Here is a 22,218-nt window from a genome sequence, read left to right as displayed (position 1 = left end):
TTGATAATTATACTTTGGGCCTGTACTGGTTTTGACAGCATAGGTTACGGTAAGTGTAAGCATGCAGTGCGTTGGGTAATTAGCACTTAAATCTGAATACTCAAACTATAAATGGCAATACACAGTATGCCATGGCTGCCTAATTAGTAATTAGTCAGTCATTTGGGCCGCCGCACAGGTTTTCCTGTTACCAGGTGCCGCCGCCGACTCAGAAAAAATACAGGATGCTGTAGTGGAAGGCTGTGACTACTGCAAAAGACAAATACAGCTAAGTACTCAATTGGTTTGTTCATTTCCTGTTGAGTGCCGACAATGAATAATGAAATAAGCATGTAGAAGACTTATGGTAAATATGTTTGGACAGGAGTTCGAGTCTCCTCAGGTCCACATATTAAAATTGTTATATATATATATTATAATCCTTTTTGGCGGGCATAGTGTACAACGAAAATGCCCACTATTATCAATAATAAAATGGCAATAGCAATAATAATGTTTTGAAGTTGGTGTTGTTGGAATAATATCCAACGTTGTTTACGTTTCTTTTGAGTTCGTTGCCGTAATTGTTCATGCAACTGTTTAACTGCTGCACGTAAAGCTTGCTTGTCTGAAAAATTTTCTAATCCTTCTACAGCATCTTTTAAAAATGAGGAAGTTTCCATTTCTTCTTCAAAAGCATGCATTGCTTCTTCCGATAATGAACCATCCAAATAATGTAGGATAGTTTCTTCAGAAATTAAAAATTTTGTATGTTTATTCATTAACATGCTAACTGCTACATTTAAATTTAGTGGTTTAATTCACCGTTATTTCTTTTTTCTACCAATAATTTTAAATTTCGTTTTCCGTTTTGAATATAACTTTTTACTTGCAAAATGCTATATCCGGTTATTTGAGCTATTAATCGGTAGCTTTTCTTCTCCAAATAAAACATTTCAATACATTTTTTTTGTTCAACATTCAAATCATTAATGGCTAATTCAATGTTGTTCATTAATTTCTCTTTTTCTTTCAATTCATCCGTATTATTTTCAAATACTAATCCTGTTGCTGCATTATCATTCTCAATCGAATAGGTAATTTTTTTATCGCGTAACTGCATTAAGCAATAGTTTTTGGCAATCATATAAATCCAACTCTTAAAATACTGCACTTTATATTTGGGTAATTCAGATATTACCTTTAAAAAAATTTGTTGTACTGCATCTTTGGCTGCCTCTTGATTTTTTAAATATTTCATACAAGTACCCAGTAGCAACAATGTATATCTTTCAAGTAAAATGCCAATCCATTCAGTATTCCCATCGGCATAATAATAAGCCAATAGGGTTTCATCATTCATATTTTGATATCTGTTCAATTTCACAGTATTAAAATAAGCTATTTTTATTTAGATGCTGCATAGCATTTAATCCATAAATTGCTCAAAATTTATGCCTTATGCATTTATGCGTTTGTATTGTAAGTGTTGCACCCATTAGAAAAGAACCTTCACATAAGAGTGAAATAGTAACCCAATTATTGTTTTTAGAATCCGCTACTTTTTTTGAGGAACAAGGCGATTTTGTTAGAATAAAATGTACATACGATGGCTATGAAGGTTGGTGTCAAGTTGGCCAGTTAGCATTAGTTGATTATGTAGAACCCAATGTCGGATGGCATTTAAATGCCATTAATAATGTTGCAATTAATCAAAATAATATTTTGGTAAGTATTGGTACACCTTGGTTTAATAAGCCATTGCATATAAACAATTACCTTGTTGAATGTGCCGGTGAAGAAAATAATGGTAATTTGCAATTTGCTGAAGAAAATATTGTGGCACTTACAGCAAAATATTTAGGGGCACCATATTTATGGGGTGGAAAATCAATATTTGGTATTGATTGTAGTGGCTTTTCGCAACAGGTATTTAAAATGATGGGTAAATATTTGCCTAGAGATGCTTACCAGCAAGCGGAATTAGGCAATAATATTGGTTTTTTGGAAGAAGCAAGTTGTGGCGACCTGGCATTTTTTGATGATGAAAATGGTAAGATTACCCACGTAGGAATTTTACTCAATAGTCATTCTATCATTCATGCGTCAAGCTACGTAAAAATTGATAAAATTGATAGTATGGGCATCATTTCATCCCTTACTAATAAGCGCACACATAAATTACGATTAATTAAATCGTTTAAATAGTCACAACTATTTTAAATAAATACTGATTGAAAAACAATAAATGTGTTATTGCTTAAATAACATCTAAAGCTTTCACAAAGAAGGTGCAAACCAATGGTAATGCTAACCAAAAATAAGGGCGAACATCGGGTGCAATAAGCATGAAGATGATAAGGATTAAAGAAAGAAAGAATAAAATCCAATATTTTCCGGTTGAAGCTTTATTTTCCATTTCGAAATATTTTCAGCAAAATTAAGGGTTGTGTATTGCTTTTCTAACAAATTATTTTACCTTTTTTATACAATTTTTGTTCCAGCCAATAAGCTAAAAGATATAATAGCCAAAACAATTAAAGTCAACAGCATGTATAACAGGTCTTTTTCAAACAAAAAACCGATAAAAGAAAAAATAATTCGCGCAATGGGTGTTAATATGAGTACAATAATACCTAATTGAATAATGGCTTGTCCTTTAAAGCTTTTTAGTCCAATAAAAATTTTAGGTAAAGAGTTAAACATACTTTCATTACCCTTGAAAATATGGTATTCAGGTATATGTGTACCATGTTTATATAAAAAAATGATGCCTCCAATAAATACAATAATTGATGAAATTACAACACCTAAGCGCAATAGGTTGCCCATTGCATATTCTAAATCATCATCTTGCATTATTTTTTTCATGGGTTAGAATTTTTTATTGAAACCGTTATATAACATTTCTAATGCTATTGCAATAATTACAAAAGCAAAAATTTGTCTTAATCTGCTTGTTTTAGCATTGGTTAAAAATTTTGATCCTAATAGTGCGCCGCCTAATACACCTAAAGTTACGGGTAAGCATATGCCCGGATCTATATATCCTCTGTATAAATATATACCGGCACTTGCCGCAGCAGTTACCCCAATCATAAAATTGCTGGTAGTAGTAGATACTTTAAATGGTATCCGCATAATATTATCCATGGCCAAAACCTTTAGTGCTCCCGAGCCAACACCCAACAACCCCGAAAGCAAACCGGCGCCCATCATTGTAAAAAAACCGCCAATAACATTGGTAACTTTGTATCCAATTTCGCCTTCAGGTGTAGGGTAGGTGCCATTTAGTTTAAATGTATATGATAATTTACTTTTTGTTGTTTGTAAAATGTTTTCGTTTTTCTTTTTCAATGATAAATACGCAGAAAATATTAAGATTCCGCCGAATATAATTGCAATGGTATTTACAGGCGTGTAGGATGCAATGTATGCACCTAAAACAGCTCCGGTAGTAGTTGCAATTTCAAGAAACATTCCTAATCTAATATTGGTTATACCTTCTTTTACATATGCTGCTGCTGCTCCTGAAGAAGTGGCAATTACCGCTACCAATGATGCACCAATGGCATACCGTATATCAACGCCAAATAATAGTGTAAGCATGGGAATAATAACAAATCCGCCGCCTAATCCTGTTAATGAACCTAAAAATCCTGCCAGTAATGAACCAAAAAAAATAAGTATAGTAAATGTAATAATCGACATCAGTTTTATATTGGTTTATATTAATATTTTACATAAAAAATTTAATTCTGTTCTAATTGAATTGGACTAACCATTTTCCGTTTACCTTAACCACTTTAATGCTGTGTGCAATTTTGTCGTAGGAATTTGCATAATTAATTTCAGTTTCATTAGGCGACAAATCATTTATGCTATTGATATTGATGGATGAGCTGTTGTATTGTTTTTTTATATCTTCAGGATAATTTTTGTAAGATTCTTCCATATGCTTTAATAGCTTAATGTTCGTACTATCTTGCATTAAATAAAAATTTGCTTTTTTAAAATCGCCTTGTAAAGTAGCTTCAATAAATTGACGCCCAGCATCTAATTCATTTTCGGCTGGTGCATACTCTTGTTTTGAGCCACAAGCTATGAATAAGGGCAAAAGAATTATAGATAATAAATATTTCATATTAAAATGTTGCTGCAAAGGTAAGTTTTACATACCATACTTATTTGGTAGAATATAGTTGTATTGGACATTATAACTGACAGAATTATAATAATTACCTAAAAATGTATTGAAATAATGTATTGAGTGGGTTGAAATTTTAATAGTTTTTTATAAACAGAAATAAAAAAAGTGGTAGAAACTAAGCTACCACTTTTCATTTAGGTTATAATAATTCTTTTATTAGTTACCACCACCCATCATATCCATTCCTCCTGAATCAGGCATTTGTGATTTTAAATTTTTGCGTTTAAATAAGCTGGCATCAAATTTACCAAATCGGTAACTAAAGGTTAAACGTAAAAGTTGTGGGTTGCTTATTCTACGATTGTCTTGGTTGAACAAACCAATCTGTTCTGAATATGCTTCCTGATAATTGGTTCTAAATATATCGTTCATGCCTAACGTTAATGATCCACTTTGTCCTTTTTTCCATGTCCAATCCTTTCTTATAGCGGCGTCAATGCTCCAACGTGGTAATAAATATCCTTGTGCAGTAGTTTGCACTTGGTTAAACGGTCCACCGCCGCCACTGTTATTTTGTGGTAAAACTGTTTTAGATTGGTAATTACCACTTATCTGCAATGAAATTCCTTTACCTAATTTAAAATTACTGTTCATTTTTGCAAAATAGCTCAGTATGGAATTAGTAGCTATTGAAACCTCGCCATTGCCATTGTTGGCATTTATATTTCCGGCATTAATTTTTGAATTAAATAAGTTCAAATTCAACAATAAATCCCACCATTTTGTAACAGGCATATTGTTGGTTAATTCCAATCCATAGGAAACAGCACTATTGGCATTAATATAAGTTGAATAATAAATACTGTCATTTGAGCCCGGATTTAGCTGGTCTTTACCCCTGTATATATATTGAGTTATTAAGTTGGTTGAGTATTTAAAGTAAAGGGTTGCTAAAAAATTAGCTTTTGGCTTATAGGCATTATTGTATGATAATTCCATGGAATTCGTAAACTCAGGATTTAGGCCCGGATTACCTACACTAACAGAAACCGGATAGTTGGTATAATTTGGAAAAGGTATTAATTGAAAGAAATTTGGTCGGTTTACTCTTCTTGAATAATTAATTTGTAAATCTTGTTTATCCGTTAATTTATAAGTTAAGAATGCACTTGGAAATAAACTAATCGGATATTTTACGGAAAACGTAGCAGAATCAATACCTTTTGAATTTAGTAAGGTACCTGTATAATTGGAACTTTCAGCACGCAAACCAATTTGGTAACCTAATTTGTTTACTTTGCCTTTATAGTTTATGTAGGCTGCATAAACCTGGTCATTAAATTTATAATTGTTACTAATGCCTGGCAATACTTCGTAGTTGCCTGTATTGTTGTTGTATTTCGATTGAATACTATTATTGCCAAAATCACGAATGGCAGCTCTTATACCTGCTTCAAATTTTTTGCTATCTGAAATTGGGTTTTCGTAATCAGATTGGAAGGTATAATATTTTTGAGAACCATCGGTAATGGTTTGCTGTAGCAAAGGAAGTTGTTTTTGAGCAGTAGTATTTGGAAAGTATGTGTAAATATTGTTATTTGAGTTGCTGTTATTTGTACTGGCATTATAATTAATATCTGCAGTAAGGTTCTCCCCATTTTTGGCAAAATTGTGTTTGTAACTTAATTGAGCACCGGTGTTTTGGAATTCGCGATAGGCGGTGCTTAAGCCTTGATTATTGGCAGTATAAATGGAATTGATGGTAGAATCTAAATTTAAGTCTGTTGTAGAATTAAATTGACCTTTTACGTAGTTTCCGGCTAATGTAAATGTATTTCTGTTATCGGCAAGAAAATCAAAACCACCTCTCAAAAATTTAAATTCGCCGTTATTTACTGCATTTTGTGATGAGTTAACAACACTGGGTGGATTAAAGAAGTTATTTTGATTGGTTGTACCGTCGGATTTAAATTTTCTTTGGTTATAGTTTAAATTGATGAATGCATTTATTTTACCTTGTCTAACGTTAAAATCACCACCGCCATTCAACTTTCCATATGAATCTACACCCGCTCTAACACCTCCGTTGTATCCAACTTTTTTATTTTTCTTTAAAATAATGTTGATAATTCCTGCATTTCCACCTGATGCATCATATTTTGCGGAAGGGTTGGTAATAATTTCAATTCTGTCTATAATATCGGCAGGAATTTGGTCTAATGTTAATGTAGTGGGTCTGTCATCAATAAATATGGTAGGTGTAGCATTACGCAAAGTAACATTACCATCAATATCAACATTCACCGAAGGAATATTTTTCATTACTTCAGTAGCTGTTTGCCCTGTGCTTTCAAGGTTTTTATCAACATTAAAAATTTTCCTATCTATACCCATTTCAAATTGTTGTTTAATAGGGGCAGATACGGTTACATTACCCAAATCATTGGCTTCAGCATCCATTTTAAGATTTCCCAAATCTTTATCAACCATATTTAGCATTTGCTGCATAAAGTTGGGATCTTGGGCAGCCCCGCCGGAAGGGAATTTTATGTTAAATGAAACAGTTTGATTTAAATTTTTGTATCCAATAGCGGATGCAATTAATTTAAAATTGCCGAAAACCGGAAGGTTTTCTATACTAAAATCACCATTAGGCTTTGCTAAAACAGTAGCCAATATTACTTCTTTCATTTTTTTAGTGGCAGTATCAAATTTATTTCCAATTAATTGCACTGTAGCATCAGCAACAGGCTTATTGGTTTTTGCATCTACCAGTTTACCATAAAAATGGCCAACATTCATATTTTGTCCGCCCATACGTCCGCCACCCGGCCTTCCTCCACCGGGAAATTGACTATAAGCGATAACTACAGTTGAAACTATTAAAACTAGGGTTAAAGTAATTTTCCTCATGATTGCTGTAAATTTCATTGCAAAATTCTATTGTTTTTTATATAAAATGTTCGTTCAATAGATAAACGGTAAAATGACAATTGTAAATGGATAAAGTTCAATAAGATTACCGATGAAAACTGGAAGTGTACCGATTAACTTAATAAAATTAAGCATAATTGTACAACTCCTATTAATAATCCGCTAACCAATCCCCACCACTGAATTATTTTTAAAATTGGTGTATTTTTTTTAATATATATTTCAATTTGTTGTGCAGTTATATTATTCAAATAATTGTGAATGACACTTTTCAATGCCTCTTTATTTAAAATATTATCTGCATATTTATTGATAAGCACCGGGAAAAGAATTTTAATTTCATCAATAAATATATTTTTTAATTCATTAATAAGTCTGTCGCTTACAAACATTGATAGCATCGGCATTTTTTCAACCAACTTCTTTCTTAAAAAATCATCAATTGCAGATTCTGCTGCAGGTAACATGGCATTCACACTTTCGGGCGATGATATTTTTGCTTTAATGTCGTTTAAAGGAAATTGTTCTGCAATAATTGTAGCCAACCTATTGGCCAGTGCTTGTTGCTTTTTAGGCAAAATACCTTGAAATGTAAAAAAAACAATTTTTTTAGGTTGATGGGGTTTAAAAAGGAAAATGATCAAAATAGTATTGAATATCCAGCCAATCAGTCCGGAAATAAGTGGAAGCAGGTAATACCAATGCATATGCTGCATAATAAGGTTTTCAAAAAAAAGCCCGCCTAATTTATTTAGGAGGGCTTTGAGGGAGAACGATGGGTCTCGAACCCACGACCTACAGTGCCACAAACTGTCGCTCTAACCAACTGAGCTACGCTCTCCGTTTAATGGGCAGCAAAAATAAGATAATTCAGCATTTTTCAAAGCAAATTTTTAAATAAATAAAAGTTTACGATTACAAAACCTTTGTTAATAGGGAAACCTTACTTTTACCACAGTTGTAATTCATGTATTTTTGGAGATTAATATGAAAAATTTTTTAAAATTTATGAAGACTCCTAAAGGAATTGTTGTAGCCTTACTTATTTTATTTGGTGTTTCATTTGTTGCATTTACTACATTTAAAGCTAAGAATGATTTAACCATTACACAAAAGCAGCGATTATTAATTGCCATTGGCCAATTGTTGGAAAATGAACATTATAGTCCGCAAAAAATTAATGATTCTTTCTCTGTTAAAGTATTTAATAAGTATTTAACTGACATGTGGGCAGATGATGATAAAAGTATTTTTCTGCAAAAGGATATTGAGTCATTAAAAAAATATGCTACAACTATTGATGATGAAATTCATGGCACTATGCCTATTTCATTTGTTCCAGCGGTTTCAACCATTTATAATATGCGTGTAGCTGAAACAGTTGATTTGTATAAATCAATTCTTTCTAAGCCTTTCACTTTCACTTCTAATGATTCTATTGTAACAAATGTTGATGAGCTTGATTTTCCTAAAAATGAAGCCGACAAAAAAGATCGTTGGTATAAAAAACTAAAATACATAACCTTAACGCGTTATTATGATTTGCAAAACCAACGTGAAAAAGCAACAGTTGATTCCATAAAAAATAAAACCGATAAACAATTAGAAGAAGAAGCCAGACAAAGTGTATTGCGTACAGAAAATAAAATCTTTGAAAGAATAAAAGTAAAGTTCTCAGATGATGAACGTTTCAATTTATTCTTAAATACCATTTGTAATTTAATGGACCCTCATACTGATTACTTTCCACCTGTAGAAAAGCGTGAATTTGATGAAATGATGAGCAATCGTTTTTATGGAATTGGGGCACAGCTTACCGAGTCTGATGGAAATATAAAAATTGTAAGTATTCAAAATGGAGGTGCAGCTTGGAAAAGTGGTCAATTAATGGCAAATGATATTATTTTAAAAGTTGGGCAAGGCAATGCCGAACCGGTTGATATTACAGGTTATGATGTTACAGATGCTGTTAAACTAATTAGAGGCGATAAAGGCACTGAAGTAAGATTAACTGTAAAACACCCTGACGGAAGCATTAAAGTAGTATCATTAATCAGAAGTGAAGTTGTATTGGATGAGTCATTTGCCCGCAGCCTTGTATTGAATCAAAATGGTAAAAAAATCGGGTACATTTATTTACCTGAGTTTTATGCTGATTTTGAACGTGCTAATGGCTCACGCAGTTCAGATGATGTTGCAAAGGAAGTTAAGAAATTAAAGGAGCAAAAAGTAGATGGTATTATTTTAGACCTTCGCTTTAATGGCGGGGGATCATTATATGAAGTAGTGCAAATGGTGGGCTTATTTATTGGGCAAGGACCGGTTGTACAGGTACGTGATAAAGACGGTAATTCAACTGTACTAACCGATCGTGATAACTCAATTCTGTATGATGGCCCATTGGCTGTTATGATTAATGAAGGTAGTGCATCAGCCAGTGAAATTTTTGCAGCAGCTATTCAAGACTACAAGCGAGGTATTATTATAGGAAGTCGTTCTTATGGAAAAGGTACAGTTCAAAAAAATGTACCATTAGGTAAACCATTAGACAATTTTTCTGGCAGAACAGAATATGGTGCAGTAAAATTAACCTTTCAGAAATTTTATAGAATTAATGGAGGTTCCACTCAGTTAAAAGGCGTAACCCCCGATGTTGTTATCCCCGATTTGTACGATTATATGAAGATGCGCGAAAAGGATAATCCATCTGCATTACCTTGGGATGAAATAGCGAAAGCTACTTATCAAACTTGGCAGGATAATTATGATAGAAGTGCATTAATTCAAAAAGAAAATGCTGCCATACAAGCCGACACTACATTTAGTCTTCTAAATGCGAATACGAAATGGTTGGCTCAAAAAACAGATGCACCTGTTCAATTAAATTATCAAACATTTAAAAAAGACCAAAAACAAATTGTAGCTACGGCCGAGCAGGACAATAATTTAATAAAATTGAAGACACCTATGGACTTACAAGTATTGCCACAAGATAAGGATACCTATTACAACAATCCCGATACTGCAAAAGGGAAACGCTACCAAGACTGGTTGAAGGATAGAACAAAAGACATGTATATTTATCAGTCGGCAAAAGTAGTAAGTGACATGATAGATGCAAGTAAAACGCAAACAGCCTGGAAACGCCACTAAATTTCAATAAACCTTTTTAACTTTCTAAAAGAAGACCTGCAATGGTCTTCTTTTTTTATTACACACAATAAATAAATGTACTTGTTTTGTAAGAATTACTTAATCTTACATTTGCAATTGAATTCATTATACTATGTTGGGGAAAGAAAAAAAATGGTATGCCATTTATACAAAATCACGCTGTGAAAAAAAAACAGATAATTTACTAATACAAAAAGGAATTGAAAGTTGGTGTCCGACACAAAAAGTAGAAAGGCAATGGACGGACAGAAAAAAAATCATTGATATTCCAATTTTTAGATCATATGTTTTTGTGCACATAGACGAATCCGATAGAATTCCTGTTCTTGAAACAAACGGTGTAATCAATTTTGTAAAATACTTAGGCAAGCCTGCGGTAATTCAAGAAGAAGAAATTAAAACCATTAAAAGTTTTCTTTTAATGCCCGATGCCAGCATACAAGTTACGGATGCTAAAATATTGCGTGAAAAAAATAGAGTAAAAATTAAAGCAGGCATCTTTATGGACAATGAAGGCGAAATAGTTCGTCTCGGTAAAAAAAAGGTATATGTTCAATTACAAACACTTGGTCAGGTAATGGTTGTTGAATTTCCAATTGAACAATTACTGCCGATTTAATTCTACAATTAGTAAAAAAATATGTTTAAAAAAATTAAGTTATTTCTTTCAGATGTTGATGGCGTAATGACCGATGCCGGCATGTATTATACGGAAAGCGGTGATGAATTTAAAAAATTTAATACCCATGATGGAATGGGTTTTAATTTACTCACTAAAGCCGGAGTAAAAACAGGCATTATCACAACCGAGTACACTAAAATAGTTGAAAGAAGAGCGGCGAAACTAAAAATTGATTATGTATATCAGGGGCGTGGCTTTGGAAGTAAATTAGAAGCAGCTAAAGAAATTTGCTTAAAAGAGGGAATTAGCTTGAAAGAAACAGCCTATATTGGTGATGACATTAATTGTATAGAGTTACTGCAAGAAGCTGGCATTGCGGCTTGCCCCGCTAACGCCGTTGAACAAGTTAAAAATATTAAAGGTATTATTCATTTGGAAAAGAAAGGTGGTGAAGGCGCGGTAAGAGAATTCATTGAAATGCTATTTAAACAAGGATTAATTGAGGGTAATAAATAATGAATAATCAACAACCGCCTGTAACTTTTGCATTATTAGGGTGTGGTAATATTGGCCACATACATGCCGATATAATTCAACAGGTTGGATTACTTAAAGCAGTTTGTGACATTGATGTTACCAAAGCAAATGATTTCGCCAAAAAATATCAATGTCAATCATTTACTTCCATTACACAGCTACTCGAAAACAAAAATCCCGCTCAGGTATTGGTTATATGTACGCCGAATGGTTTACACGCACAACACGCTATACAAGCTTTAAATGCCGGTATGCATGTGCTTGTAGAAAAACCAATGGCATTAACAGCTGCTGATTGTCAACTAATGATTCAAGCTGCCCAAATCAACAACAAGGTTTTAATGGTGGTAAAACAAAATCGTTTTAATCCGCCGGTTATAGCCGTAAAAAAACTCATTAATAATGAAGCCTTAGGCAAAATTTATTCCATACAACTGAATTGTTTGTGGCACCGCAATGCTAACTATTATAAGGAAAGTAGTTGGCGTGGCAGTTTGAATTTAGATGGGGGCGTTTTATTTACCCAGTTTAGTCATTTTGTTGATGTATTGCTTTGGTTTGTGCAAAGTAAACCCACGGCCATTCAAGCATTTGCTGCTAATATGGCTCATCAATCAATTACCGAATTTGAAGATACTGGAATTGTAAATATTCAATTTGCCAATGGCACCTTGGCAGCTATACATTTTAGCACCAATGCTTATGGCAAAAATGCTGAAGGTTCTATTTTAATTAATGCTGAAAAAGGCATTGTTAAAATAGGCGGCACTTATTTAAATGAAATAACTTATCAAAATTTAGGTGAAGGTAATTTACTTGTTTCTGAAACAAGTTATTCTGCCAATCAATACAATGGATATGAAGGTTCAATGCGCAATCATGATAAAGTGTATGAAAATTTTTTACAGTTATTACAGCACCAAAATAATCCATTTATTACAAATGAGGAGGCATTAAACACCGTTGATTTTATTGAAAAAATACATAAAACAATACGCCCGGCAAGTACCTAAGCTTGAAGAGAGGTAGTTTGATATTTAAAAACTCAATGTTATTCTATTCATAATTCCTAAGTTATAAAACTTAATTTTATAAGGTGCAAAACAACTTAATACCATGTTATATGAATTTAAAAAGGTAGGTATTCAAAATGTGCAATTTGGAAAAAATGTTCGGGTAATTGAGCCCTGCAATTTATATAATTGTTTTATTGGCGATGATTGCTTTGTTGGCCCATTTGTAGAAATACAACAAAATGCAGTAATTGAACATGATACTAAAATTCAATCGCACAGTTTTATTTGTGAAATGGTAACAATTGGTCATCATTGTTTCATTGGGCATGGTGTAATGTTTGTTAATGATGTGTTTACAAATGGTAAACCTGCCGGTGGCAATAAAAGTTTGTGGAAAAGAACTATTATTGGTAATTATGTGAATATTGGCAGTAATGCCACTATTTTACCTGTAAATATTTGTGATGGTGCAGTGATTGGTGCCGGAGCAGTAGTTACTAAAAATATTGAAGTGCCCGGTGTTTATGTCGGAAATCCGGCTAAACTTTTAAAGTCAATACCTTAACTTTAAATACTTTTTTTACAGCAATTTATAAAGTACATGTTTTCTATTTTTTCCAAAAAAAAAGTGTTAGGTAATTTTGAGTTTATTGGAACTGATTTACATAATCATATTATTCCCGGATTGGATGATGGGGCCCAAACTATAAATGATTCAATTGTTTTGCTAAAGGGATTGCAGGAACTGGGTTATAAAAAAGTAATTTGTACACCACATATTTTAGGCAATATATATCCGAACAATCCTTCTACCATACTTCCTGCTTTTAAAGTTTTGCAACAGGCTGTAAACGAACATAATATAAATGTACAAGTAGAAGCGGGTGCAGAGTATATGGCTGATGAATTTTTTGTTGAAATGGTACAGCAAAAAACTTCATTATTAAGCTTTGGCCAGCATCAATATATTTTAATAGAAATGAGTTACTTGGCAGCTTCACCTTATTTAGAAGAATGTGTTTTTCAACTGATTTTAGATGGATACCAACCCATTTTAGCGCATCCTGAGCGTTACAATTATTATCACAAACAACCTGAAAAGTATGTTATGTGGAAAGAAAAAGGTTGTTGGTTGCAATTGAATGCACTATCATTAACGGGGTATTATGGAAAACATGTAAAACTGGCAGCAGAAAAACTTTTAGAAGCTCAATTAATTGATTTATTGGGTACGGATATGCATCATGCCCAGCATTTAGAGGCTTTAAAATATTTATGTACTACCAATAATTATAAATTATTAGCTAACTATGCGCATTTTAAAAATGCCCAACTTTAAATTTCATTTCCCCAAATCCATTTTACTTGCTTTTGGGCATTCAATCTGTTATTGAATGTTTTGTCAAGCAATTCCTTGCGCATTCTTGTGCAATCTTCCTTAAAAGGCGTATTGAATAAGTGTGCTGTTAAATATAAATAGTCTTGTGCTGTTTTCGCAATATGGCAAAGTGATTCAAGGCCTGTTCCGGCTATGCTTTCAGGGTTTACTATGCAATGTCTTCCGTTAAATAAAGCATTCAATAATTTTAGTTTAATGCCTGCTTCACTTTTTCCATAAACAACTAAAATATGTGCCTTACTAATCATGTCTTGCATTTCTTTCTCCGAAGGATTTTCAACCAAACAACAGTTGCTGTACTTATGAACTTTCTTTTGAAGACGAAGTGATGGATTTTTTCCTGCCACTACCAAAGGAATATCATTCTTACTGAAAACATGTTCAATTAACCACAAGGCAGCTTCCTCATTAATGGCAACACTTAAATCCGCTTGAAATAAACAATAACTTCCAATGGGTGAAAGTTGGGTTATTCGCCATGAGTCAGGTAAATAAACCGGCAAATAATCTATGTTATTATAGTTTAATTTTTCTTTGAAGTAAGCCACATCTTTTTGGGTAACTGCCCAAAAGGCATTTGCACTTTTGTTAATACTTGATTCATATTTTTTAAGTAGAAAACTTTCTCTTAAGTAATAAATTTTATCGAAGTAAGAATGAGTAGTGTAGGCTAATTCTTTATAGTACATATGCTCTACGTTATGCAATCGTACAAATTTCTTTCGCTTGGCAAAACGCAAATCATTTAGTAAAAAGGTAGTATGTATTCCTTCCATTAAAATAGGGAAATCATCTTTTAACAGGGTTTCAGCAAGTACTTCATTCATTCGGCTGCTAACTATGTAAGGCAAATGAAAACAAAAGGCTTTATGCCCCGTTAATCGTGGATAATAGTGAACTGAGGCACAATATTTTTCAAGTGCAGGTTGTTCTTGATTATTGTAAACAAAACAATGTAAATGTATCTGTACACCCTCATTTTGCAAAGCCGGCAATTTGTAAAATAGGTCAATTAAACCGCCATATTGCACAGGGTAGGGAATGGTAAAATCTATGATATGCAAATGTTTCTCCAAAAACTTAATAATTTAATTGATTCATTTTGCCAGTTCAATATTTCACGGGCTGCGTAACATTGTTGCTGCAGCTGTTTATACAAAACAGTATCATTTAACAATTTGTTCATTGCTGCTGCTAATGAGTTTGAATCAGTATTGTTAATTAGATATGCCACTTTGTATTTTTCTTGAACTGCAGCATAAGCAGGGAAATTGACGCAAATTTGCGGAATACCGGCCATTATGTAATCAAAAAATCGGTTGGCCAATGAATTTATTTGATTAAATCCGGTTGCTTCAAACAATGTTAATCCAAGGTAGGCAGTAGGAGTTATGTTTTTCAGTTGCTCAGGCAAAACGGGTCCCAATAACTTAATCTTTTGTGTAAGGTTATTTTTTTCTATCAAATTTTTTACTTCAGATAAAAAATTGCCGGTACCAACAATCCATAATTCGGCATCTACTTGCTGCATGGCCGGTATTAGGGTTTCAAAACATCGCCCATGATTTACAGCACCCTGATATAAAATTATTTTTTTCTCACTAATTGAATTAGCCGGAAAGACTTCCGGCCGTATGGGCAGGTTTTTAATAACTTGATACTGTACACCGAATTGTTTCAAAAATGCTGCAGCAATTACTTCATTCACGGTATATCCATTTGGAAATTTGGGAATGCAATATTTTTCAATGCTTTGCCAAATTTTCTGAATGTTTTTTCTGGTAACAATTTCTTTTTGTTCAGAAAAATATTCATGTGCATCATAAACCCTTGTAACGCCTTTTAATTTTGAATACCATAAACAGGGTAAAATAGTATCTATATCAATTGCACAAATTGCATCCATTTTCAGGGGCAGCAAAAAAAACAATAATTTTATATTGTATTCTGCATAGAAAAAAACTTTTTTATTGAAAAAGCACCTGATTAAATGAGTTTGGTAAGCAGTTTGGGTGGGTAAAGGGTGATAGGGCATTTTTCGCCCAACTAAATGAACCGAGTATCCATTTTGTGCCAAAGTACTGCAAATACGATGCATGCGTTGGTCGTAAACGAGTGAATTAGTAACAGTAAAGTAAATTCTTGCCAATTGAATGGAGTATGTGTGATGAGTGACAAATATAAATTTGAAAAGTTACCCGGAACCGAAAAATAGAAGGCTTTTGTTTAAAAAATTACAACTAAAAACATAATTTAAATAAAGCTTTCGTAAAAATTAGAAAATTATTATTACCTTCGCCGCCATATTATAAAAACAACAAAGAAGTAAAAAAGAAACTGAGATGCCACTTACAAAAGAAAAAAAAGCTGCTGTTATAACCCAGTTTGGCGGTAAAGCTACAAATACCGGTTCAATTGAGGGCCAAATAGCATTGTTAACCGAGCGTATAGCCCAAATTAGCGCTCATTTGCAAGCAAATAAAAAAGACTATTCAACCCAGCGCGGTTTAATGCAATTAGTTGGTAAAAGGAAACGCTTATTGGCTTATTTGCAAAAAAATAATTTAACCGGCTATAGAGCATTAATTGAAAAATTAGGGCTTAGAAAATAAAAAAACATGTTTTTAAAAGCTATTCCTGACTGTTTGTTTTCGGTTAGGAATAGCTTTTTTTAGAAGCAGTGCTATGCACTGCATTTTCATTCATATATTGCCATTTATTTGCATGCCGTTAACTAAACTGGCCGACTAAATTTCAATACAAATTATTCAATGTATTATGTTGTCACAACCTATTCAAGTAAGTTTTAATTTACCCAGTGGTGCTGAGGTAGTTATAGAAACCGGAAAATTAGCTCGCCAAGCCGATGGAGCCGTTACGGTTCGTCAGGGTAACTGTATTTTGTTGGCTACCGTAGTGGCCAATAAAGAGCCAAAAGAAGGCCAGTCATTCTTTCCATTAAGTGTTGATTATCAAGAAAAATTTGGTTCTGCCGGTCGTATTCCGGGCTCATTCTTTAAAAGAGAAGGACGTTTGAGTGATTATGAAATATTAATTTCTCGTTTAGTTGACCGTGCTTTACGCCCTTTATTTCCTGAAGATTATTTTTGTGATGTACAGGTGTTAATTACCCTTATTTCGTCTGATCCTGAAGTAATGCCCGATGCATTGGCCTGTTTAGCCGCATCGGCTGCATTAGCCGTTTCTGATATTCCAATTAAAGAAATTATTTCTGAAGTTAGAGTAGGAAGAGTAAATGGGCAATATATTATTAATCCAACCCGTACAGAATGTGAGCAGGCTGATATGGATTTTATTATTGCCGCTACTGAAAAGAATTTAATGATGGTGGAGGGCGAAGCCAAAGAGTGCCAAGAAGAAGATTTAGTAAAAGTTTTAGAGTTAGCACATAATGCCATTCGTGTTCAAATAAATGCTCAACAAGCATTACGCGATAAAAAAGGTGTTACGGGTAAAAGAGATTATCCAAAGCCCCCTTCAGACGAAAATATTCAACAAAAAGTAGCTGCATTTTGTACTGATAAAATAAATGAAATTGCCCGAAGTGCCAGTAGTAAAGAACAAAGAACCGAGGCCTTTTCTGAATTAAAAAATGCATTGGTAGAAAGTTTCGGTGAAGAAGCTGATGAAACAACAAAATCATTAGCCAAAAAATATTTTGATGATTTACAGTGGGAATTGGTGAGAAACATGATTTTAGATGAAGGCAAACGCTTAGATGGCAGAAACCTAACTCAAATTAGGCCTTTGTCAATGGAGGTAGATATTTTACCTGCCACTCATGGATCTTCATTATTTACACGTGGTGAAACTCAATCACTTACCACTGTTACTTTAGGTACGCCCTTAGATCAATTGCTTATTGAAAGTGCTGCTAAATCCGATTATTCAAAGTTTATATTGCACTATAATTTTCCACCCTTTTCTACAGGTGAAATAAAACCCATGCGTGGGCCGGGTCGTCGCGAAGTAGGGCATGGCAACTTAGCAATGCGTTCTCTAAAACAAATGATGCCTGGAAATGAATACCCCTATACGGTGAGAGTTGTTAGTGATATTTTAGAATCAAATGGTTCTTCATCAATGGCTACTGTTTGTGCCGGTTCATTGGCATTAATGGATGCAGGCGTGCCCATTTCTAAGCATGTTAGCGGCATTGCCATGGGACTAATAACCAGAAATTCCGATAAAAAATACGCCATTTTAACCGATATCTTGGGTGATGAAGATCATTTAGGTGACATGGATTTTAAAGTAACGGGCACTCGTGATGGTATTTGCGGTGTGCAAATGGATATTAAAATAGATGGGTTAAGTATGGAGGTTATGCGTGAAGCATTGCATCAAGCTAAAGTTGCTCGTTTACATATTTTAGATGCAATGTATGCAACTATTCCCGCAGCACGTCCTGAGGTTAAACCGCATACACCACGCATGGAAAAAATAATTGTTGATAAGGAATTTATTGGAGCAATCATTGGTCCCGGAGGAAAAGTGATTCAAGAATTACAACGTGAAACCAACACCACCATCAATATTGAAGAAGTTGGAAATACAGGTGAAGTTAGTATCTTCTCTGTTAATAAAGAAGGTTTAGACAAAGCTGTAGCTAAAATTAAAAGCATTGTGATGGTGCCCGAAGTAGGCGAGGTATATGATGCTGTTGTGAAAGGCGTTAAAGAATTTGGTGCATTTGTTGAGTTCTTACCCAAAAAAGAAGGCTTATTGCACATTAGTGAAATAAGTTGGAAACGATTGGAAAATTTAGACGGTGTTTTAAAAGAAGGTGACAAATTAAAGGTTAAGTTAATTGGTATTGATAATAAAACCGGTAAGTATAAATTAAGCCGAAAAGTATTGATGCCTAAACCGGAGCCCGGAAAGAGCGATGATGCTTCCAACAAATAGCACATGGTTTTAAAATGAAATTATAAAGCTGCTTACTGATGAGGTAAGCAGCTTTTTTAACAATACCCGATATTGAGTAATGAGTTATATACAACTAAAAATAAAAGTTTCAGGAAATGATGAGCTGGCTGAGTTATTGATAGCTCAATTAACTGTGTTGGAGTTTGAGGGCTTTGAAGAAAATGCCGGCTTTTTAATGGCTTATATTTCACAAGAAAATTACCCATCTGACGATGTAGAGACTTTACTAAACAATTTTTCTGTTCCTTTTGAGGTTAAATTGGTTGCACAGCAAAATTGGAATGCACAATGGGAAGCTAATTTCTCGCCCGTTATAGTTGATGATTTTGTTGCCATTAGGGCTAATTTTCATGCACCTATTACAACTACCCAACATGAAATTGTTATTACGCCCAAAATGAGTTTTGGTACAGGACATCATGCTACCACTTATCTCATGTTGCAGTTAATGGCATCTATTGACTTTCAACAAAAAAGCGTGTTCGATTTTGGTACCGGAACCGGTATATTGGCAATTATGGCTGAAAAGTTAGGTGCAACTAAAATTTTGGCGGTTGATTGTGATGAATGGAGTATAGCCAATTCGGCAGAAAATTTCGAAATCAATAAAATTCAAAATTGTACCTTGTTAAAAGCTTCTACTGCTGAAACAAATGAGCAGTTTAACATTATACTCGCCAATGTTAATAGAAACATTATTTTAGAGAATTTGCAATATTTTGTCAATAGTATCTCAGTAAATGGCTTAATTTTATTAAGTGGTTTACTGGTTTCAGATGTTTCTGAAATTGAAAATGCTTTGAAAAAATTAAAAAAATGCACTTTACAAAAATTAATTGAAAAAGATGGATGGGTGGCGATGCAATGGTGTGTATAATTTTTTCAATTTTTTTTCGTTTTCAGATAATTGCAAAATTTAAAAAAGCTAAATTATATTTGACGTCCCAATTTCATTGTTTGTAAACTGATGTAGTTAACATTATAAAGTTTGCATACAAAACTCGAATACCTGATTACATGAAAGAGATTATTCTTATCATAGCAGCTTATTTAATTGGTTCAATTCCTACTTCTGTTTGGGTTAGCAAACGTTTTTTTGGCATTGATATACGTGATTATGGCAGTGGCAATGCCGGTGCTACCAACACATATCGTGTGTTAGGTAGCAAATGGGGAACTTTTGTAATGATTATTGATATGCTGAAAGGAGTAGTGGCTACTTCATTGTATATTTTCTTTCCGGAATATTTAAATAATGAATTACATCGTACCAATTTAATGATTGGGCTGGGCTTGGCTGCTGTACTGGGTCATATATTCCCCATTTGGGCTAATTTTAAAGGAGGCAAAGGAGTTGCCACTTTATTTGGTATGGCTTTAGCTATTCAACCCATTGTTGCAGTTAGTTGTGTTGGCGTATTTTTATTGGTGTTGTATTTAACCCGCTTTGTTTCCTTAAGTTCAATATTGGCAGGCATTGCTTTTATGGTTTTTATTCTTTTTATTTTTAATGAGAAAGAAACCTTATATCGCATTTTTGCAGTAATAGTTGCGCTGATGATAGTACTAACACATCAAAAAAACATCACACGCATTATTAAAGGTACTGAAAGTAAAGTGCCAATTCTAAAACATCGCGATAAGCGCAAGAAAAGAAATGGATAATATTTCTTTTAACTATTTAATTTTTCTCGCTTTTTATTTTTTACATTTAGTTTTAGAATTAATACCCGCCAAATTTTCGGCACTGTTTTAGTATATTTTTATTTGAAATAATTTAAAACTCCAAAAATCTATTACAGTATATGTTTTTGAACATAGGTAAAGGACTATTGATCTTTTTTTCTTCGGTATTGATTTTAGGTTGTAGCAGAAACACAATTACAGGTCGTAGTCAATTAAGTTTAGTGCCTGAAAGCGAAGTACAAGCAATGGCCATTACACAGTATAAATCATTTTTAACCTCTAATAAGGTTGTACCTTTAACCAATAAGGATGCTGAAATGGTTCAGCGAGTAGGTAAACGTATAGCCAATGCCATTCAAAAATATTACACTGAACATGGCCAACCTAATGCTTTAAAAGATTATCATTGGGAGTTTAACTTGGTTGAAAGCAAGGAAGTAAATGCATGGTGTATGCCGGGCGGAAAAGTAGTTGTTTACACAGGAATATTACCCATAACCCAAAATGAAACTGCATTAGCTATTGTGTTGGGACATGAAATTACACATGCCGTGGCCGGACATGGTCGTGAACGTATGAGCCAACAATTATTGGCACAAGGCATTCAATTAGCAGGTAATGTCGCTTTATCTAATAATGATCAAGCTGTTAATTTGTTTAATCAAGTATATGCACCAACTGCACAAGTTGGGGTTTTGTTACCTAATTCAAGAAAGCAGGAATATGAAGCCGATCATTATGGATTGATTTTTGCCGCTATGGCCGGTTATGATCCTCGAGAGGCTATTCCGTTTTGGAAACGCATGGAAGCTTTAGGTGGTGCTAAGCCCCCGGTTTTTTTAAGTGACCACCCGGCAGATGCAGATAGAATAAAAAAATTGGAAGCATTAATGCCCGAAGCGTTGACCTATTATAAGCCTGCCAATAATTAAAAAAAGAAGATTAAAGTTTTTTTATGAAAGAAATTGCGTTTAAGATCGAAAAAATAATCTAAAACCAATAAATTTCATTACCTTTGCAAATCTATTCATCTCCCAATTACATCACCTGAAATTTGTTTTAGGCATGTCGAATATGAGTTTATTTGAAAAATTAGCTATCAACAACGAAAGGACAATTCTCATCCAAGGTTTGCCTTCATCTATTGAAAAGCAATTTGTGAAATTATCTTATGCCAAAAATGTAACTCCGTTATTAAAGTCAAAAAAAGTTGATTTTGCATTGGTGTTTGCCATAAATGTATGCCAACTAACCTCAATTTTAAAAGAGGTTTTGAGTGCCTTACATGCTGAAAGTAAATTATGGATTGCTTTTCCAAAGCAAACTAGCAAAATTGTTAGCGATTTGAACAGGGATTGCAGTTGGAATTGTTTAACAGAAAAAGGTTACGAAACAATTGATCAAATTGATATTGATCATGTTTGGTGTGCTATGCGTTTTAAACGTAATTCAAACAATGTTATACCTGAAAATGTTGCTGTTGAAACTGTTACTGTAATCAATAATGCACCTGCGGTTGTTGAGGCAAGAAAGGAAACCAAAAAAAGAATTGATTTTGATAAAAATTTAGTGGTACCGCCGGCTGAATTAGAGAAAATATTCACAAAACACAAGAAGGCTAAGGAAATATTTGCTTCTTTACCTTCAACACATCAAAAAGAATATGTGAATTGGATAGAAAGTGCCAAAAGACAAGATACCAAACAACGCCGTTTGGAAGCAGTTATTGAAAAATTAATGGCCGGTAAATTGAATCCACAAGAGAAATAAA

The 22,218-nt window shown here is 33.6% G+C and carries 23 protein-coding genes, 1 tRNA gene and 1 other RNA gene; 14 read left to right on the top strand and 11 right to left on the bottom strand.

Annotated features, from left to right (window positions below; genetic code table 11):
• Nucleotides 1–16 precede the first annotated feature (16 nt).
• Nucleotides 17–390, top strand: a transfer-messenger RNA (tmRNA) gene (gene ssrA / locus LX80_RS02625).
• Between the two features lie 23 nt (nt 391–413).
• On the opposite strand, the gene LX80_RS02620 is transcribed toward ssrA, so the two are convergent.
• Together LX80_RS02620 and LX80_RS02615 are read right to left on the bottom strand one after the other, a co-directional pair.
• Complete coding sequence (locus LX80_RS02620) at nt 414–761, bottom strand: anti-sigma factor (RefSeq protein WP_111293459.1); 348 nt, start codon at nt 759–761, stop codon at nt 414–416.
• A gap of 26 nt (nt 762–787) precedes the next feature.
• Nucleotides 788–1,342 carry an RNA polymerase sigma factor gene (locus LX80_RS02615; protein ID WP_111293458.1) on the bottom strand — a complete coding sequence of 185 codons (555 nt, stop codon included), beginning with the start codon at nt 1,340–1,342 and terminating at the stop codon, nt 788–790.
• 98 nt (nt 1,343–1,440) lie between these two features.
• On the opposite strand from LX80_RS02615, the gene LX80_RS02610 reads away from it, so the two are divergent.
• Nucleotides 1,441–2,187 carry a C40 family peptidase gene (locus tag LX80_RS02610; protein WP_111293457.1) on the top strand — a complete coding sequence of 249 codons (747 nt, stop codon included), beginning with the start codon at nt 1,441–1,443 and terminating at the stop codon, nt 2,185–2,187.
• Between the two features lie 52 nt (nt 2,188–2,239).
• Here LX80_RS02610 and LX80_RS14420 read toward each other — a convergent pair whose 3' ends face one another.
• The 7 genes from LX80_RS14420 to LX80_RS02580 all read right to left on the bottom strand — a co-directional run bounded on the left by LX80_RS14420 (nt 2,240) and on the right by LX80_RS02580 (nt 7,904).
• Nucleotides 2,240–2,398, bottom strand: a complete 159-nt coding sequence (locus LX80_RS14420; RefSeq protein ID WP_170120357.1) for a hypothetical protein — start codon at nt 2,396–2,398, stop codon at nt 2,240–2,242.
• 65 nt (nt 2,399–2,463) lie between these two features.
• On the bottom strand, nt 2,464–2,850 hold the full coding sequence (locus tag LX80_RS02605) for a DUF1634 domain-containing protein (protein WP_111293456.1): 387 nt from the start codon (nt 2,848–2,850) through the stop codon (nt 2,464–2,466).
• 3 nt (nt 2,851–2,853) lie between these two features.
• Nucleotides 2,854–3,690: a sulfite exporter TauE/SafE family protein gene (locus LX80_RS02600; protein ID WP_111293455.1), complete on the bottom strand. Its 837-nt coding sequence runs from the start codon at nt 3,688–3,690 to the stop codon at nt 2,854–2,856.
• 52 nt (nt 3,691–3,742) lie between these two features.
• Nucleotides 3,743–4,123 carry a DUF4878 domain-containing protein gene (locus LX80_RS02595; RefSeq protein ID WP_111293454.1) on the bottom strand — a complete coding sequence of 127 codons (381 nt, stop codon included), beginning with the start codon at nt 4,121–4,123 and terminating at the stop codon, nt 3,743–3,745.
• Between the two features lie 222 nt (nt 4,124–4,345).
• On the bottom strand, nt 4,346–7,042 hold the full coding sequence (locus LX80_RS02590) for an outer membrane beta-barrel family protein (protein ID WP_170120356.1): 2,697 nt from the start codon (nt 7,040–7,042) through the stop codon (nt 4,346–4,348).
• A 134-nt stretch (nt 7,043–7,176) separates the two neighbouring features.
• Entirely contained in the window at nt 7,177–7,779 is a 603-nt protein-coding gene (locus tag LX80_RS02585) for a DUF445 domain-containing protein (RefSeq protein WP_111293452.1), read from the bottom strand.
• 51 nt (nt 7,780–7,830) lie between these two features.
• A tRNA-His gene (locus tag LX80_RS02580) sits at nt 7,831–7,904 on the bottom strand.
• A gap of 167 nt (nt 7,905–8,071) precedes the next feature.
• Here LX80_RS02580 and LX80_RS02575 point away from each other — a divergent pair.
• The 6 genes from LX80_RS02575 (at nt 8,072) to LX80_RS02550 (ending at nt 13,751) form a co-directional block, all read left to right on the top strand.
• Nucleotides 8,072–10,216: a carboxy terminal-processing peptidase gene (locus tag LX80_RS02575; protein ID WP_111293559.1), complete on the top strand. Its 2,145-nt coding sequence runs from the start codon at nt 8,072–8,074 to the stop codon at nt 10,214–10,216.
• 133 nt (nt 10,217–10,349) lie between these two features.
• Nucleotides 10,350–10,856 carry a UpxY family transcription antiterminator gene (locus tag LX80_RS02570; RefSeq protein ID WP_245897934.1) on the top strand — a complete coding sequence of 169 codons (507 nt, stop codon included), beginning with the start codon at nt 10,350–10,352 and terminating at the stop codon, nt 10,854–10,856.
• A 21-nt stretch (nt 10,857–10,877) separates the two neighbouring features.
• Nucleotides 10,878–11,375, top strand: coding sequence for a KdsC family phosphatase (locus LX80_RS02565; RefSeq protein WP_111293451.1), 498 nt, complete (start codon nt 10,878–10,880; stop codon nt 11,373–11,375).
• Nucleotides 11,375–12,409, top strand: a complete 1,035-nt coding sequence (locus tag LX80_RS02560) for a Gfo/Idh/MocA family protein (RefSeq protein ID WP_111293450.1) — start codon at nt 11,375–11,377, stop codon at nt 12,407–12,409. Before LX80_RS02565 ends, LX80_RS02560 begins: the two co-directional genes overlap by 1 nt.
• Nucleotides 12,410–12,512: 103 nt before the next feature.
• The gene (locus LX80_RS02555) at nt 12,513–12,977 is read left to right on the top strand and encodes an acyltransferase (protein ID WP_111293449.1); all 465 of its coding nucleotides are present in this window, start codon (nt 12,513–12,515) and stop codon (nt 12,975–12,977) included.
• 36 nt (nt 12,978–13,013) lie between these two features.
• The gene (locus tag LX80_RS02550; protein WP_111293448.1) at nt 13,014–13,751 is read left to right on the top strand and encodes a tyrosine-protein phosphatase; all 738 of its coding nucleotides are present in this window, start codon (nt 13,014–13,016) and stop codon (nt 13,749–13,751) included.
• On the opposite strand, the gene LX80_RS02545 is transcribed toward LX80_RS02550, so the two are convergent.
• Together LX80_RS02545 and LX80_RS02540 are read right to left on the bottom strand one after the other, a co-directional pair.
• A complete protein-coding gene (locus LX80_RS02545; RefSeq protein ID WP_111293447.1) occupies nt 13,748–14,887 on the bottom strand; it encodes a glycosyltransferase in 1,140 nt (379 codons plus the stop codon). The two genes, LX80_RS02550 and LX80_RS02545, sit on opposite strands and share 4 nt — an antisense overlap.
• A complete protein-coding gene (locus LX80_RS02540; RefSeq protein ID WP_245897932.1) occupies nt 14,863–15,960 on the bottom strand; it encodes a glycosyltransferase in 1,098 nt (365 codons plus the stop codon). The genes LX80_RS02545 and LX80_RS02540 overlap by 25 nt, the downstream gene beginning before the upstream one ends.
• 193 nt (nt 15,961–16,153) lie before the next feature.
• Between LX80_RS02540 and rpsO the strand changes: the two genes are divergently transcribed.
• The 6 genes from rpsO (at nt 16,154) to LX80_RS02510 (ending at nt 22,217) form a co-directional block, all read left to right on the top strand.
• Nucleotides 16,154–16,423, top strand: a complete 270-nt coding sequence (gene rpsO, locus LX80_RS02535; RefSeq protein ID WP_111293446.1) for a 30S ribosomal protein S15 — start codon at nt 16,154–16,156, stop codon at nt 16,421–16,423.
• 166 nt (nt 16,424–16,589) lie between these two features.
• Entirely contained in the window at nt 16,590–18,740 is a 2,151-nt protein-coding gene (pnp, locus tag LX80_RS02530; RefSeq protein WP_111293445.1) for a polyribonucleotide nucleotidyltransferase, read from the top strand.
• Between the two features lie 79 nt (nt 18,741–18,819).
• Nucleotides 18,820–19,638 (top strand): 50S ribosomal protein L11 methyltransferase, encoded by an 819-nt coding sequence (gene prmA / locus LX80_RS02525; protein WP_111293444.1) that lies wholly within the window; start codon nt 18,820–18,822, stop codon nt 19,636–19,638.
• 140 nt (nt 19,639–19,778) lie between these two features.
• Nucleotides 19,779–20,426 (top strand): glycerol-3-phosphate 1-O-acyltransferase PlsY, encoded by a 648-nt coding sequence (plsY, locus tag LX80_RS02520; protein WP_111293443.1) that lies wholly within the window; start codon nt 19,779–19,781, stop codon nt 20,424–20,426.
• A gap of 140 nt (nt 20,427–20,566) precedes the next feature.
• Nucleotides 20,567–21,379: a M48 family metallopeptidase gene (locus LX80_RS02515; protein ID WP_111293442.1), complete on the top strand. Its 813-nt coding sequence runs from the start codon at nt 20,567–20,569 to the stop codon at nt 21,377–21,379.
• 133 nt (nt 21,380–21,512) lie between these two features.
• Nucleotides 21,513–22,217, top strand: a complete 705-nt coding sequence (locus LX80_RS02510) for a YdeI/OmpD-associated family protein (protein WP_146250358.1) — start codon at nt 21,513–21,515, stop codon at nt 22,215–22,217.
• The last annotated feature ends 1 nt before the right edge of the window (nt 22,218 follow it).

The organism is Hydrotalea sandarakina, from assembly GCF_003254115.1.
Lineage (GTDB): Bacteria > Bacteroidota > Bacteroidia > Chitinophagales > Chitinophagaceae > Hydrotalea > Hydrotalea sandarakina.
This window is presented reverse-complemented; position numbering and strand designations above follow the sequence as displayed.

What these genes read in the sequence shown, in the direction of transcription:
- LX80_RS02620 (WP_111293459.1), bottom strand. Translation starts at nt 761, where the DNA reads ATGAATAAACATACAAAATTTTTAATTTCTGAAGAAACTATCCTACAT.
- LX80_RS02615 (WP_111293458.1), bottom strand. Translation starts at nt 1,342, where the DNA reads ATGAATGATGAAACCCTATTGGCTTATTATTATGCCGATGGGAATACT.
- LX80_RS02610 (WP_111293457.1), top strand. Translation starts at nt 1,441, where the DNA reads ATGCATTTATGCGTTTGTATTGTAAGTGTTGCACCCATTAGAAAAGAA.
- LX80_RS14420 (WP_170120357.1), bottom strand. Translation starts at nt 2,398, where the DNA reads ATGGAAAATAAAGCTTCAACCGGAAAATATTGGATTTTATTCTTTCTT.
- LX80_RS02605 (WP_111293456.1), bottom strand. Translation starts at nt 2,850, where the DNA reads ATGAAAAAAATAATGCAAGATGATGATTTAGAATATGCAATGGGCAAC.
- LX80_RS02600 (WP_111293455.1), bottom strand. Translation starts at nt 3,690, where the DNA reads ATGTCGATTATTACATTTACTATACTTATTTTTTTTGGTTCATTACTG.
- LX80_RS02595 (WP_111293454.1), bottom strand. Translation starts at nt 4,123, where the DNA reads ATGAAATATTTATTATCTATAATTCTTTTGCCCTTATTCATAGCTTGT.
- LX80_RS02590 (WP_170120356.1), bottom strand. Translation starts at nt 7,042, where the DNA reads ATGAGGAAAATTACTTTAACCCTAGTTTTAATAGTTTCAACTGTAGTT.
- LX80_RS02585 (WP_111293452.1), bottom strand. Translation starts at nt 7,779, where the DNA reads ATGCAGCATATGCATTGGTATTACCTGCTTCCACTTATTTCCGGACTG.
- LX80_RS02575 (WP_111293559.1), top strand. Translation starts at nt 8,072, where the DNA reads ATGAAGACTCCTAAAGGAATTGTTGTAGCCTTACTTATTTTATTTGGT.
- LX80_RS02570 (WP_245897934.1), top strand. Translation starts at nt 10,350, where the DNA reads ATGTTGGGGAAAGAAAAAAAATGGTATGCCATTTATACAAAATCACGC.
- LX80_RS02565 (WP_111293451.1), top strand. Translation starts at nt 10,878, where the DNA reads ATGTTTAAAAAAATTAAGTTATTTCTTTCAGATGTTGATGGCGTAATG.
- LX80_RS02560 (WP_111293450.1), top strand. Translation starts at nt 11,375, where the DNA reads ATGAATAATCAACAACCGCCTGTAACTTTTGCATTATTAGGGTGTGGT.
- LX80_RS02555 (WP_111293449.1), top strand. Translation starts at nt 12,513, where the DNA reads ATGTTATATGAATTTAAAAAGGTAGGTATTCAAAATGTGCAATTTGGA.
- LX80_RS02550 (WP_111293448.1), top strand. Translation starts at nt 13,014, where the DNA reads ATGTTTTCTATTTTTTCCAAAAAAAAAGTGTTAGGTAATTTTGAGTTT.
- rpsO (WP_111293446.1), top strand. Translation starts at nt 16,154, where the DNA reads ATGCCACTTACAAAAGAAAAAAAAGCTGCTGTTATAACCCAGTTTGGC.
- pnp (WP_111293445.1), top strand. Translation starts at nt 16,590, where the DNA reads ATGTTGTCACAACCTATTCAAGTAAGTTTTAATTTACCCAGTGGTGCT.
- prmA (WP_111293444.1), top strand. Translation starts at nt 18,820, where the DNA reads ATGAGTTATATACAACTAAAAATAAAAGTTTCAGGAAATGATGAGCTG.
- plsY (WP_111293443.1), top strand. Translation starts at nt 19,779, where the DNA reads ATGAAAGAGATTATTCTTATCATAGCAGCTTATTTAATTGGTTCAATT.
- LX80_RS02515 (WP_111293442.1), top strand. Translation starts at nt 20,567, where the DNA reads ATGTTTTTGAACATAGGTAAAGGACTATTGATCTTTTTTTCTTCGGTA.
- LX80_RS02510 (WP_146250358.1), top strand. Translation starts at nt 21,513, where the DNA reads ATGTCGAATATGAGTTTATTTGAAAAATTAGCTATCAACAACGAAAGG.